The organism is Nocardiopsis sp. CNT312 (assembly GCF_000515115.1).
Classification (GTDB): Bacteria; Actinomycetota; Actinomycetes; order Streptosporangiales; family Streptosporangiaceae; genus Nocardiopsis.
In genome coordinates, this window is sequence record NZ_AZXF01000015.1 from 1 (window position 1) to 19,236 (window position 19,236).

Annotated in this window: 12 protein-coding genes; 9 read left to right on the top strand and 3 right to left on the bottom strand. The window is 72.9% G+C overall.

The window, feature by feature from the left end; translation table 11 throughout:
• The 5 genes from B042_RS22130 to entS all read left to right on the top strand — a co-directional run.
• A partial coding sequence (locus B042_RS22130; RefSeq protein ID WP_155988915.1) for an amino acid adenylation domain-containing protein occupies positions 1-1,906 on the top strand: 1,906 nt, incomplete at its 5' end.
• A 68-nt stretch (positions 1,907-1,974) separates the two neighbouring features.
• Complete coding sequence (locus tag B042_RS0106370; RefSeq protein ID WP_028647577.1) at positions 1,975-5,946, top strand: amino acid adenylation domain-containing protein; 3,972 nt, start codon at positions 1,975-1,977, stop codon at positions 5,944-5,946.
• Positions 5,947-6,059: 113 nt separating this feature from the next.
• A complete protein-coding gene (locus B042_RS0106375) occupies positions 6,060-6,320 on the top strand; it encodes a phosphopantetheine-binding protein (protein ID WP_028647578.1) in 261 nt (86 codons plus the stop codon).
• Between the two features lie 135 nt (positions 6,321-6,455).
• The gene (locus tag B042_RS0106380; RefSeq protein ID WP_028647579.1) at positions 6,456-6,665 is read left to right on the top strand and encodes an MbtH family protein; all 210 of its coding nucleotides are present in this window, start codon (positions 6,456-6,458) and stop codon (positions 6,663-6,665) included.
• A 101-nt stretch (positions 6,666-6,766) separates the two neighbouring features.
• The gene (gene entS, locus B042_RS22135; protein ID WP_051415507.1) at positions 6,767-8,029 is read left to right on the top strand and encodes an enterobactin transporter EntS; all 1,263 of its coding nucleotides are present in this window, start codon (positions 6,767-6,769) and stop codon (positions 8,027-8,029) included.
• A gap of 80 nt (positions 8,030-8,109) precedes the next feature.
• Here the strand turns inward: entS and pstS are convergent, their stop codons facing one another.
• Complete coding sequence (gene pstS, locus B042_RS0106390) at positions 8,110-9,243, bottom strand: phosphate ABC transporter substrate-binding protein PstS (protein WP_231493852.1); 1,134 nt, start codon at positions 9,241-9,243, stop codon at positions 8,110-8,112.
• 188 nt (positions 9,244-9,431) lie between these two features.
• Here pstS and treY point away from each other — a divergent pair, with 188 nt between their 5' ends.
• The 3 genes from treY to B042_RS0106405 all read left to right on the top strand — a co-directional run bounded on the left by treY (position 9,432) and on the right by B042_RS0106405 (position 13,296).
• Entirely contained in the window at positions 9,432-11,816 is a 2,385-nt protein-coding gene (gene treY / locus B042_RS0106395; protein WP_028647581.1) for a malto-oligosyltrehalose synthase, read from the top strand.
• 86 nt (positions 11,817-11,902) lie between these two features.
• On the top strand, positions 11,903-12,313 hold the full coding sequence (locus tag B042_RS0106400) for a ChaB family protein (protein ID WP_028647582.1): 411 nt from the start codon (positions 11,903-11,905) through the stop codon (positions 12,311-12,313).
• Positions 12,314-12,327: 14 nt separating this feature from the next.
• Positions 12,328-13,296: a TIGR03557 family F420-dependent LLM class oxidoreductase gene (locus tag B042_RS0106405; protein WP_028647583.1), complete on the top strand. Its 969-nt coding sequence runs from the start codon at positions 12,328-12,330 to the stop codon at positions 13,294-13,296.
• Between the two features lie 66 nt (positions 13,297-13,362).
• Here B042_RS0106405 and B042_RS22140 read toward each other — a convergent pair whose 3' ends face one another.
• Positions 13,363-14,919: an RICIN domain-containing protein gene (locus B042_RS22140; RefSeq protein ID WP_231493853.1), complete on the bottom strand. Its 1,557-nt coding sequence runs from the start codon at positions 14,917-14,919 to the stop codon at positions 13,363-13,365.
• A 293-nt stretch (positions 14,920-15,212) separates the two neighbouring features.
• Here B042_RS22140 and B042_RS0106420 point away from each other — a divergent pair, with 293 nt between their 5' ends.
• On the top strand, positions 15,213-16,556 hold the full coding sequence (locus B042_RS0106420; protein ID WP_028647584.1) for a zeta toxin family protein: 1,344 nt from the start codon (positions 15,213-15,215) through the stop codon (positions 16,554-16,556).
• Here B042_RS0106420 and B042_RS22145 read toward each other — a convergent pair.
• The gene (locus B042_RS22145) at positions 16,454-19,207 is read right to left on the bottom strand and encodes an alpha-L-rhamnosidase (RefSeq protein ID WP_051415509.1); all 2,754 of its coding nucleotides are present in this window, start codon (positions 19,205-19,207) and stop codon (positions 16,454-16,456) included. The genes B042_RS0106420 and B042_RS22145 overlap by 103 nt on opposite strands.
• Positions 19,208-19,236 lie beyond the last annotated feature (29 nt).

Consider the following 19,236-nt stretch of genomic DNA (forward strand, 5'->3'; position numbering starts at 1 on the left):
GGTCAACGATACGGCGGTGGTGGTGTCCGGTGGTGTGCTGGGTGGGTCGCCGGGGGGTGCGGGGCGGTGGTCGGGCCGGGTGGCGCTGGTGGATGCCGGTTCGGGTGAGTGCTGGGACTACGCGGGGTTCCGTGGGCGGGTGAACCGTCTGGCGCGGCTGCTGGTGGGGCGTGGTGTGGGTCCGGGGGACGTGGTGGCGGTGGCGCTGCCGCGTTCGCCGGACCTGGTGGTGGCGCTGCACGCGGTGGTGGTGGCGGGTGCGGCGTATCTGCCGCTGGATGTGGAGTACCCGGCCGAGCGTCTGGGCTTCGTCCTGTCCGACTCCCGGGCGCGATTGGTGGTCACCGACGGAGCTTCGGCGGCGGACCTGCCCGGGGACACCGGCGAGGTCCTGGTATTGGACGATCCTTTGGTCGTGGAGGAGCTGTCGGGGCTGCCTGGTGGTGAGGTGTCGGATGCCGAGCGGGTGCGGCCGCTGCACGGCGCGGATCTGGCCTATGTCATCTACACGTCGGGTTCGACGGGCCGTCCCAAGGGTGTGGGTGTCTCGCACGGCGCGATCGTCAACCGGCTGGAGTGGATGCAGGGGCGGTTCCCCCTCGGTTCCGAGGACCGGGTGCTGTTGAAGACGCCGTCGGCGTTCGACGTGTCGGTGTGGGAGTTGTTCTGGCCGCTGCGGGTGGGCGCTTCGCTGGTGGTGGCCTCTGCGGCAGGGCACCGCGATCCGGCCTATGTGGCGCGGACCGTCGCCGAGCACGGTGTGACGGTGTGCCACTTCGTGCCCTCGATGCTGCGCGTGTTCACGGAGGAGCCCTCGGCGGCCCGGTGCACCGGTCTGCGGTGGGTCTTCTCCTCCGGTGAGGCGCTGGGCTCGGACACGGCCGAGCGGTTCGCGCGGATCCTGCCCGGCACGGGGCTGTTCAACCTGTACGGGCCCACCGAGGCCGCGGTGGACGTGACGTGGTTCGACGCGGCCCGGGACGAGGGCGGCGGCTCGGTGCCGATCGGGGTGCCGGTGTGGAACACCCGGGTGTACGTGCTCGACGCGTTCCTGCGGCCGGTGCCCGAGGGCGTGTCCGGTGAGCTGTACCTGGCCGGGGGCCAGTTGGCGCGGGGGTATGAGCACCGGCCCGTGCTGACCGCTGGCTGCTTCGTCGCCGACCCTTTCGGTCCGTCCGGTTCGCGCATGTACCGCACCGGTGACGTGGTGCGTTTGCGCGGGGGTGTGCTGGAGTTCGTGGGGCGTGCCGACTTCCAGGTGAAGCTGCGGGGGCTGCGTATCGAACTGGGCGAGGTGGAGGCGGCTCTGGCCGGTGCCGGGGGTGTGGCCGACGCGGTCGCCGTGGTCGCCGACGGCAGCGCGGGCGAACCGGTCCTGGCCGGGTACGTGCGCTGGGAGGCGGGTGCGGACCGCTCGCACGAGCGGGTGCGCGGGGAGGCCGGGCGCACCCTGCCGGGGTACATGGTCCCGGCGGTGCTCGTCGACGTGGAGGCGTGGCCGTTGTCGCCGAACGGCAAGCTCGACCGCTCCGCGCTCCCCGCCGTGGAGTTCGGTGCGGAGGCCGGGCGGGGGAGCGTCCCCGTGACCGGGGTCGAGCGCGCGGTGTGCGCGGTGTTCGAGGAGGTCCTGGGGCTGTCCGGCGTGGGCACGGGCGACGATTTCTTCCGCCTGGGCGGAGACAGCATCAGCGCCCTGCGCCTGGTCTCCGGACTGGCCGAAGCGGGCGTCACCGTGGACGTCCACGACGTCTTCACCCGCCCCACCCCCGCCGCGCTCGCCGCACTGGCCGGCCAGACCCCGCAGCGGAAGGCCGACCCCGCGCCACAGGCGAGCACCGAGCCGCTGGTCGACCTCGGAGCCGACCAGATGGCGCTCCTGGAACGACTGGGCCTGGACCCCGAGTAGGCGCGCCCCGCGCCCGCCGGAGACCGCTCCCCAACACCACGATCCGCGACAAGCAGGAGCCGACCACCGTGACACAGACCCAAGCCCCGGCCCTCGAAGACGTCCTCCCCCTGGCCCCCCTCCAACAGGGGCTGCTCTTCCACGCCTTGGACGACGACCAGCACCTCGACGTCTACACCGTCCAGCACTTCTTCGAGTTCGACCGCCCCGTGGACGCCGCCGCGCTGCGCGCCAGCGCCGACGAGATGCTCCGCCGCCACCCCAACCTCCGGGCCGGGTTCGCCCACGAGGGCATGGAGCAGCCCGTCCAGTTCATCCGGGGCGCCATGCCCGCCAACTGGCGCGAGGTGGACCTGGGCCACCTGCCGCCGCAGGAGCGCGAACGCGAACTCACCCGCATCCGCAAGGAGGAGCGCGAGCGCCGCTTCGACCTCACCCGGCCCCCGCTCATCCGCAACGTGCTCGTACGGTGCGGCGAGGGGCGCACCGCCTTGGTGGAGACCCACCACCACATCCTCATGGACGGCTGGTCGGGCACCCTCTACATCGTCGAACTGCTCGAACTGTACCGGCGCGGCGGCGATCCCTCGGCCCTGCCCGCGCCCCGCCCCTACCGCGACTACCTCGTCTGGCTCTCCCGCCAGGACGCCGACAGGGCGGCCCAGGCGTGGAAGCGGGCCCTGTCGGGCCTGGAGTCGCCCACCCTGGTCACCCGGCCCGACCCCAAGCGCCGACCGGTCATGCCCCGCTCCCACGAGGCCGAGATCGACCCGGAGACCGCCCGGGCGCTGACCGCGCTCGCCCGAGAGCACGGCGTGACCCCGAACTCACTGCTCTACACGGCCTGGGCGCTCACCCTGCGCGCCCACACCGGGCGCGATGACATCGTCTTCGGCAGCACCGTCTCGGGACGCCCCCCGGAGATCCCCGACGTCTCCTCCATCATCGGCCTGTTCTTCAACACCATCCCCGTCCGGGTGGACGTGCGCCCCGCCGAACGCCTCATCGACCTGTTCACCCGCGTCCACCGCGAACAGGCCGAACTGCTGCCCTACCACCACGTCAACCTCGCCGACATCCAGCGCCACGCCGGGCTGGGCGGCCTCTTCGACACCCTCTACGTGCTGCGCAACACCCCCAAGGACACCGGCCGGGCCGAGGAACTGCGCGACGCCGCGGGCCTGGAGCGGGTGTCGGCGGCCGACGCCACCCACTACCCCCTCACCTTCGTCGTCGAACCCGGCGAGGGCTTCTCCCTCTCCCTCGCCTACCGCCCCGACCTGTTCGACGATGACACCGCACGCGGCCTGTTCGACCGGGCGCTCACGGCGATCCGAGCCCTGGTGGCCGACCCCGGCCGACGCGTGGCCGGCCTGGACCTGCTGACCGGGGCCGAGCGCGCCGCGGTCCTGGCCGCGCCGGACGACAACGAGCGCCCGCTGCCCGAGACCACCATCACCCGCCTGCTGGAGGACGCGGCGCGGCGGTTCCCCGACCGCACCGCCCTGGTCTTCCAGGGCCGCCGCACGTCCTTCGCCGAACTCAACGCCCGCGCCAACCGCATCGCCCGCCTGCTCATCGCGCGCAAGGCCGGGCCCGACACCGGCGTCGTCCTGGGCCTGCCCCGGACCGCCGACGCGGTCGCGGCCCTGTTCGGCATCCTCAAGGCGGGCGCCGCCTACATCCCCCTGGACCTGGCCCACCCCCGGGACCGGCTCGCCGACATGATCACCGACGCCGACCCCGTGGCCGTCCTGGTCTCGCGCGGGTCCGCCGACCGGGTCCCGGCACCGGAGGGGACCGGCCTCCTGGTGCTCGACTCCGACGGGACCGCCGCCGAACTCGACGCCCTGCCCTCCGGCGACCTCGACGACAGCGAACGGTCAGGCCCCCTCACCCCCGACCACCTCGCCTACACCATCTACACTTCCGGCTCCACCGGCCGCCCCAAGGGCGTGGCCGTGCCCCTGCGCGGCCTCACCAACATGCTCATCAACCACCAGGAACGCATCTTCGACCCCGTGGTGCGGGCCCAGGGCGGGCGCACCATGCGCATCGCCCACACCGTCTCCTTCGCCTTCGACATGTCCTGGGAGGAACTCCTCTGGCTGGTCGAGGGGCACGAGGTCCACCTCCTCGACGAGGACCTGCGCCGCGACTCCGACGCGCTCACCGACTACTGCGCGCGCCACCGCATCGACGTCATCAACGTGACCCCCTCCTACTGCGGGCAGCTCATCGAGGACGGGCTGCTGGCCGAGGACGGCCGCCACCGCCCCTGCCTGGTCCTGCTCGGCGGCGAGGCCGTCTCCGACACCGTGTGGCGCCGCCTCGCCGAGGCCCCCGGCGTGCTCGGCTACAACCTCTACGGCCCCACCGAGTACACGATCAACACCCTGGGCGGCGGCACCGGGGACAGCGACGCGCCCACCGTCGGCGCGCCCATCCACAATACCCGCGTCCACATCCTCGACTCGGGCCTGTCCCCGGTCCCGCCGGGCGTCCCCGGCGAGCTCTACGTCTCCGGCGCGGGCCTGGCCCGCGGCTACACCGGCCGCCCCGGCACCACCGCCGACCGGTTCGTCGCCGACCCCTTCGGCCCGCCCGGCTCGCGCATGTACCGCACCGGCGACCTGGTGCGCCGGGGCGCGGACGGCCTCATCGACTTCCTCGGCCGCACCGACGACCAGATCAAGATCCGCGGCCACCGCGTCGAACCGGGCGAGATCACCGCCGTCCTGGAATCCCACCCCGACGTCGCCCAGGCGGCGGTCACGGTCCGCGAGGACGCCCCCGGCGTGCGCAGGCTCGTGGGCTACCTGGTGCCCCGAGGGCAGGAGACGGACCACGCCGAGATCCTGGGCGCCCTGTCCGCGCGCCTGCCCGAACCCATGGTCCCCAGCGCGCTGGTGAGCGTTGACCGCCTGCCGCTCACCGTCAACGGCAAGCTCGACCGGGCCGCGCTGCCCGAGCCCGAGTGGTCCGCCGGCGGCGGGCGCGCACCCGCCAACGAGACCGAGCGCCGCCTGTGCGCGATCTTCGCCGACCTGCTCGGCCTGCCCTCGGTTGGCGTCGACGACGACTTCTTCGCCCTGGGCGGACACTCGCTGCTGGCCATGCGCCTGGTGGCCCGGGTCAGGAAGGAACTGGGCGCGCGCCTGCGCGTGGGCGAGGTCCTCACCACGGCCACCCCCGCCAGGATCGCCGCGCGCGTGCTGGGCAAGGAGGAGGGCGGTGACCCGCTGGCCACCGTGCTTCCCCTGCGCACGGGCGGCGACGTCCCACCCCTGTTCTGCCTGCACCCCGCGGCCGGGTTCAGCTGGTCCTTCGCCGGGCTCCTGCCCTACCTGCCGACGGACCGCCCCGTCTACGGCGTGCAGTCGCCCGGCCTGCGCGGCCGCTCCGGTGTCGCCGAGGACCTCGACGGCCTGGCACGCCACTACATCGAGCGGATCCGCGCGGTCCAGCCCCGCGGCCCCTACCACCTGCTCGGCTGGTCCTTCGGCGGCCAGGCGGCGCACGCCGCCGCCACGCTCCTCCAGGAAGCGGGCGAGGAGGTCGCCTTCCTCGGCATCATGGACACCTACCCCCTCGACGGGCGGCGGCGCTCGGCGGAGGCCGACGCCGACCCCGCCGCGATGGAGCAGGAGGCCCTGCACTTCCTGCTCTCCAGCTCCCTCACCGAGATCCCCCAGGGGCTGCGTCCCCCCTACGCGCGCGCCGAGGTCACCGAGTTCATCCGGGAGGGCGGCGGGATCTGGGCGGACCTGGAGGAGTCCGCGCTCAACGCCGTCGTGGACACCTACCGAGAGAACGCCGCCCTGATGACGCGCGCCACCTACCGCGTCTTCGACGGCGACCTCCTGTTCTTCACCGCCGAGGGGACGCCGCGCACGGGGGTCGACCACCGCGCGTGGGAGCCCTACACCAGCGGCTCCGTCACACGTGAGCGCGTCAACGCCACCCACGAGGCACTGACCGGACCGTCCGCACTGTCGGTGGTCGGCCCCGTCCTCGCCCGCTGGCTGGGGGAGCGGTGAGGGGGTGCCGCGCCGGGTGCGGACCACCCCGGGGAGCACGGGGCGGTCCGCACCCGAACCCCTCTGACCGCCCCTGTACGCACCAGCCACCCAAGAGATCAGGAGAGCCGTACATGTCCCAGGACCACAACGCCGGATCAGCCCGCGAGGGCGAACTCACCGCCGAACTCGTCCGGGAGCACGTCGCCACGACCCTCGGCGAGTCCCCCGAGAGCATCGGCGACACCGACAACCTGCTCGACCAGGGCATGGACTCGATCCGCCTCATGAGCCTGGTCGAGATCTGGCGCGGGTACGGAGTCGAGACCGACTTCATCGCCCTCGCCGAGGACGCCACCCTCCAGGCGTGGCAGCGCCTGCTGACGGGCCGGTAGACCCGCCGGTCCCCGGCGGGTCCGACGACGGACTGCGCTGGCGGGAGCCCTCCCTCTGACGGCCCGGCGACCAGCCGTGCGCGGCGCCGCACCACGCACGGCCCCACCCCACACAGAACACGGAAAGAGGCACCCATGGCCACCAACCCCTTCGACGACAGCGACGGCTCCTTCCTGGTGCTGGTCAACGACGAGGACCAGCACTCGCTCTGGCCGGAGTTCGCCCCCGTGCCCGAGGGATGGACGGTCGTGTACGGCCCCGACACGCGCGACCGGGCCGTGGACTACGTCGACACCCACTGGACCGACATGCGCCCGCGCAGCCTGCGCGAGGCCCTGTCCTGACACTGGTACGGCCCTGAGAACATGGCCGCACCGTACGTCCGCCACAGCGGTGGAGGGCGCCCCGCCCTCCACCGCCCGCGTCTACCCCCTTCGAGGAACCCGTGAAACTGTCCAGGATGGTGATCGACACCAGTCCGCTCTGCCTGAGCCGAGAGTTCAGGATCGTGTTCACCGCCCGCCTCATCTCCATCTTCGGTCTCGGGTTCACCACCGTCGCGCTCCCGCTCCAGGTCTACGGCCTGACGGGGTCGACCCTCCTGGTCGCCGCCGTGCAGGCCACCATCTCGATGAGCACCCTGCTGGGCACCCTCGTCGGAGGGATCCTCGCCGACCGCGGCGACCGGCGCCGCCTCATCGTGCTCGGCCGGTCCTCCGCCGTCCTCGGTTTCGGCGTGCTGGCGCTCAACACCGTGCTCCCCGAACAGCCCCTGCTGTGGGTGATCTTTATCGTGGCCGCCTTCAACGGCGGGTTCGGCTCGCTGAGCGCCGTCGCCCTCCAGGCGGCGGCACCCGGGTTCGTGCCCCGGGACCGGCTCCCCGCCGCCGGGGCCCTGCTCGCCCTCAACGGCCGCCTGGGATCGGCGTTCGCCCCCGCACTGGGCGGCGCCCTCATCGCCCTGCTGGGCATGGGCGCCAACTACACCGTCACCTGCCTGCTGTCCCTGGTCACCGCGGTCCTGGTGTGGCGGCTGCCCCCGCTCAACCCGCCCGCGGCCGCCACCGGAGACACAGTCCTCGCCGACCTGTGGGAGGGGGCGCTCTTCGCCGTCCGCCACAGGGTGGTCGGCCCCCTGCTCCTGCTCGGCGCGGTCCAGATGCTCTTCGCCGCGCCGATCGTCCTCATCCCCGCGTTCAACGACCAGGTCCTGGGCGGCGACGCCTCCGTGGCCGGACTGCTCTACACCGCCCCCGCCGTCGGCGCCCTCATCGGCTCCCTGACCAGTGGATGGACCTCCCGTGTGAACCGGATCGGGCCGCCCGTCCTGCTCGCCGTGGCCCTGTGCGGCGCGGCCTCCGCCGCCCTGGGGCTGGCTGCCTGGATCCCGGTGGCCCTCGCCGTCTTCGTCGTCCTGGGCTTCGGCGAGGTCATGGAGGAGATCCTGCGCTACAGCCTGTTGCAGTCGCACACCCCCGATCGGCTGCGCGGCCGCGTCAACGCCGTCTGGACCACCCAGCACACCCTGGGCAACTCCGCTGGCGCCCTCACCCTCGGCGGCGTGCTCGCTCCGCTCGTCGGCATCACCGGTGCGCTGTTCGTCGGCGGCGGCCTCACCGCGGCCTGCGTCGGAGTGCTCGCCCTGTGCGCCCCCGGACTGCGCACGTCCCGCCTGCGGACCGAGGAGCCCATCGCACCGGCGTCCTGAGGTGTGAGCGCACCTCGTCCGCATCGAGGGGACCTGGGCCGACACAGGTGCGGGAGCGCCCAGGCGCCCCCGTGCCGCCCTCAGTCCTCCTGGACGGTGATCGAGTCGATCGAGGCGAGCAACTGCTCGCGCAGCCGGTCGTTCACCGGTGCCGACCCGGTCTCCTCCGAGGCGTTGTCCTGCCCCTCCGGGCTGACGATGTAGCGCAGGAACGCCTGGACCTTCGCGGCCGTGTCGGCGTCGGGGTAGACCGAGCACACCACCTCGTAGCTCACCAGCACCATCGGGTAGGCGCCGGGCTCGGTCGTGCCGTAGTCCAGGTCCAGGGCCAGGTCGTGCTCACCGGTGCTGGTGTCGCTGAGGGGGGACCCCGCGACCACCTGGGCGGCGGCCTCTGGGGAGATCTCCACGAACTCGCCGCCCACACCGAGGTTCACTACCGACATGCCGTGCATGTGCGACATCTCCACATAGCCGATCGCACCCTCGGTGCGCTTGACGGTGTCGGCGATACCGCTGTTGCCCTGCGCCGACTCGCGCGGCCTGATCGGCCACTGCCCGTCGGGCTCGTGCGGCCACGCCTGAGGAGCCGCAGCCGACAGGTAGCGGGTGAAGTTCTCCGTGGTCCCGGAGTCGTCGGACCGGTTGACCGGCGTGATCTCCAGGTCCGGAAGGTCCACACCCGGGTTGGCCTCGGCGATCTCCGGGGCGTCCCAGCGCGTGACGTCCCGGTTGAAGATCCGCGCCAGGGTGTCCGGCGCCAGATTCAGCGAGTCGACGCCCTCCAACGTGAACACCGCAGCGATCGCCACCACGTAGGCGGGCAGGTTCAGCGTGTCCGAACCCGCGCAGCGCTCCCGTGCCTCGGCGTTCTCCTCCGGGCCCATCGCCGCGTCCGTGCCGGCGAAGTCCACGGCGTCGTCGATGAACTGGCTGCGCCCGCCGCCGGACCCGATCGAGTCGTAGTACACTCGCGCGCCCTCACACGCCGACTGGTATCCCGCGATCCACGTGATCATCGCGTTCTCCTGGGCACTCGACCCCGCCCCCGACAGGCTCCCGGTGAAACACTCCAGGCTGTCGGGGACCGCCAGGCCGGGACCCCCGGGCACGGCCTCGTCACTGCCGCAGGCGGTCGCCGACAGCAGCAGACCCGCCAGGGCGGCCGACGCCGCACCCCGGGCACCGGAGGAACGGGCGCGTTGCTTGGACACGGGCACGACTTCTCTCACCTCTTCGTCGGTTCCGGCACTCGCGCACACGTCGTGGCTGGTGGTGCGCGGCCCCCAAGGATTTAACCATTGCGTCACCGAGCGGCCGAACACACCCCGGCGCGGAGCGGGCACCACTCGCAGCCGCGGCCGTGCATGACTCGCGCACGGCGCGGGCACAGTCAAGCGTGATGAGCGTCCACGAGAGCACCCGAGAACCGGCCTCCACCTACCGCCTCCAGTTGCGGCCCGAGTTCGGCCTGGCCGACGCGGCGGCGCGGCTGGACCAGTTGAACCGCCTGGGTGCGGGCGCCGTCTACCTGTCCCCGATCCTGGCCGCCGTCCCCGGCTCACAACACGGCTACGACGTGGTCGACCCCACACGGGTCTCCCCGGCCCTGGGCGGCGACACCGCCCGCGAGGCCCTCGCCGTCAAGGCGCACGGCCTGGGCATGGGCGTGGTCGCCGACATCGTCCCCAACCACATGTGCGTCGCCGACCCGGCCGCCAACCCCTGGTGGTGGGACGTGCTCCGCCACGGCCGCGACTCCGCCTACGCACGCTGCTTCGACATCGACTTCAGCGCCGGGCCCGTGCTGATCCCCGTGCTGGCCGACGACGGCGACGGCGGCCGCTCCGCGCTGGAGGACCTCACGATCGTCGACGGCCTGATCGCCTACCACGACAGGCGCTACCCCCTCGCCCCCGGCACCCACACCCCCGGCGAGGACGTCGCCGCCGTGCACCGGCGCCAGCACTACCGGCTCGTCTCCTGGCGCCGCGGCGACAGTGAACTCACCTACCGCCGCTTCTTCGACGTCAGCGAACTCGCCGCCGTCCGGGTCGAGGAACCCGGCGTCTTCGACGCCTCCCACGCCGAGATCCTGCGCTGGGCCGCCCTGGGCCAGCTCGACGGCCTGCGCGTGGACCACGTGGACGGCCTCACCGACCCCGGCGGGTACCTGCGCCGCCTCACCGAGCGCTTCGACGGGTGGGTGGTGGTCGAGAAGATCCTCGCCCCAGACGAGTCCCTGCCCGCCTCCTGGCCCGTGGACGGCACCACCGGCTACGACGCCCTGCGCGAGGTGTGCGGCGTCTTCACCGACCCCGCAGGAGAGGACGCGCTCACCGCCCTGGCCGTCGAGGAGGGCGTGGACACCGACACCGACGCCATCGACGCCCGTGCCCGCCGCCAGGCCGCCACCGGCCTCCTGCGGGCCGAGGTGCGCCGCATCGCCGCCCTGCTGCCCGCCCAGCCCCCGGAGAACACCCCCCGCCCCTCCGGCATGGCCGTACGCCAGCGCGAGGACGCCGTCGCCGAACTCCTGTGCTCCTTCGACGTCTACCGCTCCTACCTCCCCGAGTCCGAGGACGCCTGGACCCGGGCCGTCCGCCGCGCCGCCGACCGCAGGCCCGACCTCGCCCACGACCTGCGCGCCATCGACCGGCGCGTACGCCGGGACCCCGGAGGCGAGGCCGCCCGCCGCATCCAGCAGACCAGCGGCATGGTGACCGCCATGGGCACCGAGAACACCGCCTTCTACCGCGGCACCCGCTTCACCGCGCTCAACGAGGTCGGCGGCGACCCCGCCCTGTTCTCCGTCCCGCCCGAGGAGTTCCACCTGCGTGCCGCCCACCGCGAGGCCACCGCACCCCGCACCATGACCGCGCTGTCCACCCACGACACCAAGCGCTCCGAGGACGTGCGGGCCCGGCTGGCCGCGCTCACCGAGATCGCCGACGACTTCACCGCCGCCGTGCGCCGCTGGACCCGGCGGTGCCCCCTCCCCGAGCCCTCCCTCAACCTCCTGGGCTGGCAGACCCTCGTCGGCGCCTGGCCCATCAGCGCCGAACGGCTGTCCGCCTACCTGCTCAAAGCCGCCAAGGAGGCCCGCCTTGGCACCTCCTGGACCGACCCCGACCCCGGGTTCGAGGACCGCGTCCGCCACTGGCCCGACCGGGTCCTGGGCGACCCCGCCCTGTACGGCGAGGTCGCCGCCCTCACCGACCGGGTCGAAGGCGCCGGGTGGAGCAACTCCCTGGGCCAGAAGGCCCTGCAGCTCCTCGGCCCCGGCGTCCCCGACGTCTACCAGGGCACCGAACTGTGGGACCTGTCCCTGGTCGACCCCGACAACCGCCGCCCCGTCGACTGGGACACCCGCGACGACCTCCTGAGCCGCGTCGAACGCGGCTGGTGCCCGCCCGTGGACGCCACCGGCGCCGCCAAACTCCACCTCGTCCGCGCCTGCCTGCACGCCCGCCGCGACCTGCGCCCCACCGGCTACCTTCCGCTCACCGCCGCCGGACCGGCCGCCGAGCACGCCGTGGCCTTCGCGCGCACCTCGAGGGGAGGGCGCTTCCCCGACCTGGCCGCCGTCGCCACCCGGCTGCCGCTGTCCTTGGCCGGGGCGGGCGGCTGGCGCGACACCCTGCTGCCGCTGCCCTCGGGCCCCGGCGTCTGGACCGACCGCCTCACCGGCCGCGCCGTCGCCCCCGTGCGCACCGACGGGTTCACCGCCGCGCCCCTGGCCGATCTGCTCGACCCCTACCCCGTCGCCGTCCTCGTCCGCGAGTAGGGGCCGGCCCCTTGGTTTTCGCGTGACCCGGGCCCGGGCATGGTGAGTCACACCGTGAACCGTCCCGAGCAGGGGAGATGAGGCCGGTGCCCGGCAGAAGCGAACTCCCGGCGACCCTCCAGCGGTCACCCAGGAAGGCCCGGGACACCTGGATCAAGGCCCACGACTCGGCCGTCGAACAGTACGGGGAGGGCGAACGCGCACACCGCGTCGCGTTCGCGGCGGTCAAACACGAGTTCGAGAAGCACGGCGACCGTTGGGTGCCCAAGCAACGCAGCGGCCCCTCCGACGCCCAGGCCGAGAACCCGGACGCGGGACGTGGCCGCGACCTGCCGACCGCCGGCGGTGTCGACGCCAACGCCACGAAGGAACACCTCTACGAACGGGCCAGGGATCTGGGGCTCCGGGGCCGCTCGTCCATGGGCAAGGACGAACTCGTGGAGGCCCTGCGCAAGGAGAGCGAGCGGCGCACCTCAGGCTCCGGAGGCGCGTCCTGAGACGGGAGGCAGAGATGAAGGTCGGCTACAAGCTCTTCGCGGAAGGGTACGGGCCCCGCGAGATCGTCGACCAGGCGATCCGCGCCGAGCAGGCGGGGTTCGACTTCGTCGAGGTCAGCGACCACTTCCACCCGTGGCTCTTCGACCACGGCCACTCCGGCTTCGTGTGGTCGATGCTCGCCGCCATGGCCGAGCGCACCGACACCGTCGGACTCGCCACCGGTGTGACCTGCCCGATCATGCGCGTGCACCCGGCGATCGTCGCGCAGGCCGCCGCGACCACGGCCCTCCTCTCCGAGGGGCGCTTCAGCCTCGGAGTGGGATCCGGCGAGCGGCTGAACGAACACGTGGTCGGCCAGGGATGGCCGAGCATCGCCACGCGCCACGAGATGCTGCGGGAGGCGATCGAGATCATCCGCCTCCTCTGGTCCGGCGGATACCACTCCTACCGGGGAAGGCACCTGGTACTGGAGGACGCCCGGGTGTTCGATCTCCCCGACGAGCCGCCGCCGATCCTGGTGGCCGCGGGCGGCCCCCGCGCCGCCGCGCTGGCCGCCGAACTCGGCGACGGCCTCTTCTGCACGGAACCCGAGCGCGAGTTCACCAGGGTGTACGAGGACGGCGGCGGCACCGGACCGCGCTACGCCGAAGTGCCCCTGGCCTGGGCCGACAGCGAGCAGGGCGCTCTGGAGTCGGCCCGTGCGATGTTCCGTTTCGGGGCCACCGGATGGAAGGTGCAGGCCGAACTGCCCAACCCCGTGAACTTCGAGGCCGCCACCGCCTTCGTGGGAGAGGAGGAGATGGCCGGCACCTTCGGTCACGGGCCCGACCCCGACCGCCACCTGGAGGCCGCCTCCCGGTTCGTCGACGCCGGCTTCGACCACCTGTGCCTGATCAACGCCGGTCCCGACCCGCAGGGGTTCTTCGCGTTCTTCGAGACCGAACTCGCCGAGCCCCTGCGGCGGATGGGCGCGCGCGTCTGACGTCGGGCCGTGCACGCGAACGGGGCCCGCACGAACCGTGCGGACCCCGCTCCGATCTGCCCCGGATCAGACCCGGTTGCCACCGATGGTCACCACGAGCCGGCCGTCACCGGTGAAGTACCAGTCCAGCCCGCCTCCGTAGGACGAGCAGCGCGACCCGTTCGACCCGTTCCAGAACTGGTTCGAGCCGTCGGCGTCACCGTAGTACCGGTCGGTGGAGCCGCCGTCGCAGGAGGTGTTGTCCCGGAAGTAGGACGACCCGCCGTCGAAGTTGAAGTTGCGCACCTCGTTGCCGAGGCTGACGTTGCCCGTCACCATCATCGGCCCCGGGTTGCGGTTGTAGGTGAACCCGTGCTTGCCGTTGCCGTAGGCCACGTTGTTCCTGATGACGTGCCGGACCGAGATGTCCTCGTCGCCGAGCTTGAGCCCGTTGCGGTCACCGCTGGCGTTCTGCGTCCCGTCGCTGAGCGTGCCGTTGCCGTAGGCCAGTGAGTCCTCGATGGTCACCGCGCCGATCGCACCGGTCTCGGTCTTGGTGTACAGGTCCCAGCCGTCGTCGATGTTGTGGTGGGCCACCGTGTTCCGGAAGACGTTGCCCTCACCGGAGGTCAGCTTCGCCGCGAACCCGTCCGCGTCCTCGCCGTCGGAGTCGGCGTTGTCGTGCGAGACCGAGGACACCACCAGGTTGTGCGCGGGCCACTGGCTGCGCGGGGTGCTGGAGGAGGCGCGGGAGATCTGCAGCCCGGTGTCGTGGTTGAAGCGGGTGGTGGTGCCCTCCACGATGTTGTGGCTGCCGCCGATGGCGATGCCGTTGTCCCCGGCGTGCTCCACGACCAGGCCGCGCAGGTGCCAGTAGGAGACGTTCAGCGACAGGCCCCGGTTGGAGGAGTTCTCGCTCTGCGCGGAGAAGTTCAGCACCGGCGTCTCACCCGGGTAGGCCGATAGCAGCGTGCGGCCGCTGGAGCTGCCGCCGTTGCCGTCGATGGCGACCGTCTGGGACAGGCGGTAGGTGCCGCCGCGCAGGTAGATGGTGCCGCCGGGGTCGACACGGTCGATCGCGGAGGTGAGCGTGGTCGGGTTCGACGCGGTCCCCGAGGCGCCGCTGCTGCCGCCGGGCGCGGCGTGGATCGCCGAGCCGTCCGGCGGATCGGTCGGCTCGGGCGGGTCCGTGGGATCGGGCGTACCGCCGTCGACCTCGATGAGGTCCCAGATCTGGCTGGCGCCGCCGTGCGGGTCCCACTGGGAGAGGCGGTCGCCCTGGCGGGTGCTCCAGGCCCACACCTCCAGCGCCATGCCGCTGTGGCGGTTGACGAACTGCACCCCGCCCGCGCGGTCGACGGGCATCCACTGCTGGTTGGCGCCGCCCAGGTCGTCGTACTGGCGGATCTCGGCGCCGCCCTGGGTGTTCCACTCCCACACGTCGACGGCCTTGCCGCTGCCCCGGTTGACGATGCGGTAGTAGCCCTCCCCGGAGGGCACGAAGCGGAACTGCTGGGCGGCGCTGCCGTTGCGCTCCCACTGCACGAGCTCGGTGCCGTTGGCGGTGGAGCCGTCGGGGACGTCGGCGACCAGGCCGCTGCGGTGGTTCTGGAGCAGGTAGTAGGCGTCGGTGTCGATCTGCACGGCCTGGGCGGGGGAGGCCGTGAGGGTGGTCAGGGCCAGAGTGGTGGCCAGGGCCGCGAGTACGGCCAGGGCCCGGCGGGCGGTGCCGGGTCCGGGCCGCGTGCGGGGGGTCGAAGGCGCACGGTGGCTCCTCGGGAGGGTGCGGCCCCCGGGCGGTAGCGGGTCCCGCCCGGGGATCTGGGGGGTTGGCGGGGCGCACCCGGACGGGCGCGCGCCGTGAACGTAACACGGCTCACACTCGATGACATCCGGGTAACCACCGGGCCACGAACACGACACGGTAAGGAAGCGCCATGACCCAGAACCCCGAAGGGGCCCGCTTCTACGCGACCTCCTCCACCACCGTCCTCAATGATCTGCTCGCCGACACCGCCACCCGCCTCGGCGGCCGGCTCCTCGCCCGTACCGCCGCCACCGACACCCGCCGCCGACGGCTCCTCCACCGCATGTACGAGGCCGAGGACCACCGTGAGGCCACCGACCCCGACGACCGCGACGCGCTCACCGCCCGAGTCAGGGAGTGGAAGGCCCAGACCGCGATGCTCCCGCGACCGGCGGGGGAGGACAGCACCGACGCGTCACCACGCGAGGTCTGCGACCGGGACGTCGCCCCGTTCCTCTTCCGGGGCCGCCACCCCTCCGACCGGCCCGTCCTCGTCCTGCTCGGCGCCCAACCAGCGGCCGGCAAGACCAGGGCCCAGACCGCCCTCACCCGGACCCACCCCGACCTGGCCCCCCTCAGCGGCGACACCCTGCGCCGCTTCGACCCCCGCTACGACACCCTCATGGACCACGACCCCCTGGCCATGCCCAACGCCACCGCGCCGACCACCCTGCGCACCGCCCGCGCGTTCGCCGCCGCCGGATACCGCGTCCACCTGGTCGCCCTCGCCGTGAACGAACGCGTCAGCCGCCTGGACTCGGTCAACCGCTACCTCGCCCCCGGCCCGGCCAACCGGTGGACCCCCGCCACCGCCCACGACCTCGGCTACCGCATGACCCCGCACACCGTTCGCGAAGCCCAGAACAGCCCGCACGTCCACCGCGTCACCGTCACCGACCGCTCCGGCCGGGAACTGCCCACCGGCGACGGCCGGAGCGCCGCCGACACCCTCCTCGCCCACCGGGAGGCCCCCTGGACCCGGACCAGGCGCGGGCCTGGCCCTCCCGCCGCGACGACTGCACCGCCGCCCTGGCCCGGCGCGGCGAACTCGGTGCGACCACGCTGCCGACCCTGGAGCGGCTGCATACCGACGCCGACACCGTCGCCGCCCAGGCCCGCCTCAACCCCGAGGAGGCCCGGCGGGACCGGTCCCGTCAACGCGCCCACCGCCGCCTCCTGGATTCGGCCGCGGGTGGGGCGGTTCCCACCCAGGCCGTGGAACGGGGCGCTACCCCTCTTCGGACCCAGGGTTCCTGAGGGATTCGAGCACCTGCGGGGAGTTCTCCAGCCTTACTCGCGACGGGAGGTCCGGGACGCGGTACACCGACTTCCGGTGCGGTCACCGGATCCGAGCCCGGCCGGCGGGGACGGTCAGCGGACGGAAACCGCCCTGGCGGGTTCCCCGCTGACTCCCTCGGACCGTCCGGCCACCGTGAACCGCCACACCCCCGATCCGACCGTGTGGACCGCGTAGCCCCCGCGCTCCTCCGCGAACGCCGCCCCGGGGGAGGCCGCCACCCGTTCCACGCCGTGGCCGAGGAGGGGGACGTGGACCTCACCCGTGGCGTTGGGCGGGACCACCACCTCCATGGACAGGCCGCCCCCACCGTCGCGGCGCCAACTCGACGCCACTTCGCCCCGTACCGTCGAGGTACGGGCCTCAGCGTGGTCCAGGCCCTCGGGCGGGTGGGGCTTGAAGCGCACCGCGGAGTAGCCCGGCCCGGCCGGGGTGATCCCGGCCAGGTCGGCGTACAGCCAGTGGCCGATCGAGCCGAAGAAGTGGTGGTTCAGCGATCGGGTCCCGGCGTGCCAGTGCTCCTGGAGGGACGTGTTGCCGAGCTCGATCCAGTACCCCCAGCCGGGCTCCTCGGTCTGGGTGGCCACCGCGTAGGCCACGTCGGTCCGGCCGTGGTGGGACAGCACGGGGAGCAGGTAGCGGGCGCCCACCACCCCGGTGTTCAACCGGTCGCCGCGGCCCCGGATGTCGGCGACGAGGCGGTCCACGACCGCGTCGACGTGTTCTTCGGGCACCAGGCCGAAGGCCAACGGCAGGATGTTGGACGTCTGCCGGTACTCCTCGACCCCGGGTGTGCGGTACAGGCCCGCCTCCCCGTCGAGGAACGCGCGGTTGAAGTCCGCCCCGATCCGTTCGGCGCGGGACCGGTAGAGGTCCTCGTCGTCGGCTCGGCCGAGGACCCGGGCGATCCGGCTCAACTGCGTGGCCATGAGGTGGACGTGCGCCGTCGCGCTCAGCACCGGCCCTTCCGGCGGCTCTCCACCGGGAGGCAGCCAGTCGCCCAGACCGTAGGGGAAGAGACCGGACGCGTCCGCGCGGGACTCCACCCACGAGAAGTGCAGCCGCATGGCGTCGTAGCAGTCCTCCAGGACCCGCACGTCGCCTTCCGTCTCGTACAGGTTGAGGGCGAGCACGAACAGGGCGATGTCCCATTCGGGGGTGGGGCCGTGGACGGCGGTCCACCCGGGGGCGCCCTCATAGCTCCAGCCGGGGGTGGGAACGATCGTGGGCAGCTCCCCCGAGGGCAGTTGGGCGTCCAGGATGTCGTTCAGGTACTTGCGGTGGAACCGGCTCATGGCGAACTCATAGCTCACGGTCGTGGCCGTGAGCTGTGCGTCGCCCGTCCACCCGGCCTTCTCGTAGACGGGAGTGTCGGTGGGGATGTGCTGGTGGTTGTTGAGCAGGGCCCGGCGGGTGTTGCCGCGGATGGTGTCGAGCAGCTCCGAACCGCTGTGGAAGTGCCCGATGGAGGCGAAGTCGTTGTGCGTCCGCCTGCCCTGGAGGGTGCCGGCAGCGGGAGGCGAGGGCAGCCCGCGCACCTCGACGAACCGGAACCCCTTGTAGGTGTAGGAGGGCTCCCAGGTCTGCGGCCCCCCGGCACCGCCGAGGGTGTAGACGTCGGTCTGGGGCCGGGAGACGGTGTGGAAGTCGCCGTACTCGGGGATCGAGACGAGGCCGCCGTCGAGCCGCTCCCCGTAGTGCAGGGAGATCTCGGTGCCCGCCTCGCCCGCCACGGTCAGGCGGGCCCAGCCGGCGATCTGGACGCCGAGGTCGAACACGTACACACCGGGCTCGGGCTCGGTGACCGCCACGGGGTCGATGGTCTCGGTGACCCGGATCGGCTCGTGCGGCCGCACCCGCAGCCCGCCCTCGGGGCCCCGGGTCGCCTTGGCCCTGTCCCAGGCCGCCGCACCGCCGTAGCCGGGGGCGCTCCAACCGGACTGCTCCCTGCGGGCGTCGTAGACCTCTCCGATGAACACCTCGTCGTGACGGGTGGGGCCCTCCGAGGACGTGGACCAGTCCCCGCCGGAGGCGACGGTACTCGTGGTTCCGTCGGGGTGGGTGATGACCAGCAGGGCCCGCATCTCGGGGTCGGACCACCAAGGCGCGGTGTTCCAGTTCCAGGCGTTGTCGGTTCTGATGCCGTAGAAGCCGCGGCCGAGTTCCACGCCGATGGCGTTGGCCCCTTCGTCCACCAGGTCGGTGACGTCGTGGACCACGTAGAGGACGGTGCTGCGGTAGTCGGTCTGGCCGGGGTCCAGCACCGCGTTGCCCACACGCCGCCCGTTGATGTGCGCGACCGAGTAGCCCAGCCCGCTCAGGTACAGGCGCGCCCGCTCCACGGGGCCGCCGGAGTCGAATTCGCACCGGAACCGTGGCGCGGCCGTGTGGTCGGCGTGCGGGTCCCCCGGGCTGGCGGGGCCGCCGATCCACGCGGCGCCCCGCCAGTCGGCCTCGTCGAACAGGGCCGTCTCCCACCAGGAGGGGGAGCTCCACGCGGTCCATGTGCCGTCGGCGAGCCGGACACGCACACGCCAGTGGTAGCGGGTGGCCGACTCCAGGGCGGGTCCGGAGTAGGGCAGGTGCGCGCAGGAGCCGGATTCGACGGCGCCCGAATCCCACAGGTCGGCCTCGTCGGCGAGCAGCGCGGCCCGCGAGCCGGCCACCTGGATCCGGTAGCCGCTCTGGCGCACACCGCGTCCCACCGGTGCCAGCCGCCACGACAGGCGCGGTCGCGCGACGTCGATGCCCAGGGGGGCGGGGGCGTCCTCCACCCTCAGGTCGATGGGTGCTGTGTCGGTCGGGGGCGCGGCCTGGGGAGAGCTCATCGGAGCCACGGGTAGTCCTCTTCGGTGCG

Bases quoted from the DNA above. Each gene is read 5' to 3' on its own strand.
- B042_RS0106405 (WP_028647583.1), top strand. From the start codon at position 12,328: ATGAAGGTCGGCTACAAGCTCTTCGCGGAAGGGTACGGGCCCCGCGAG.
- B042_RS0106375 (WP_028647578.1), top strand. From the start codon at position 6,060: ATGTCCCAGGACCACAACGCCGGATCAGCCCGCGAGGGCGAACTCACC.
- B042_RS0106420 (WP_028647584.1), top strand. From the start codon at position 15,213: ATGACCCAGAACCCCGAAGGGGCCCGCTTCTACGCGACCTCCTCCACC.
- B042_RS22145 (WP_051415509.1), bottom strand. From the start codon at position 19,207: ATGAGCTCTCCCCAGGCCGCGCCCCCGACCGACACAGCACCCATCGAC.
- treY (WP_028647581.1), top strand. From the start codon at position 9,432: ATGAGCGTCCACGAGAGCACCCGAGAACCGGCCTCCACCTACCGCCTC.
- B042_RS0106380 (WP_028647579.1), top strand. From the start codon at position 6,456: ATGGCCACCAACCCCTTCGACGACAGCGACGGCTCCTTCCTGGTGCTG.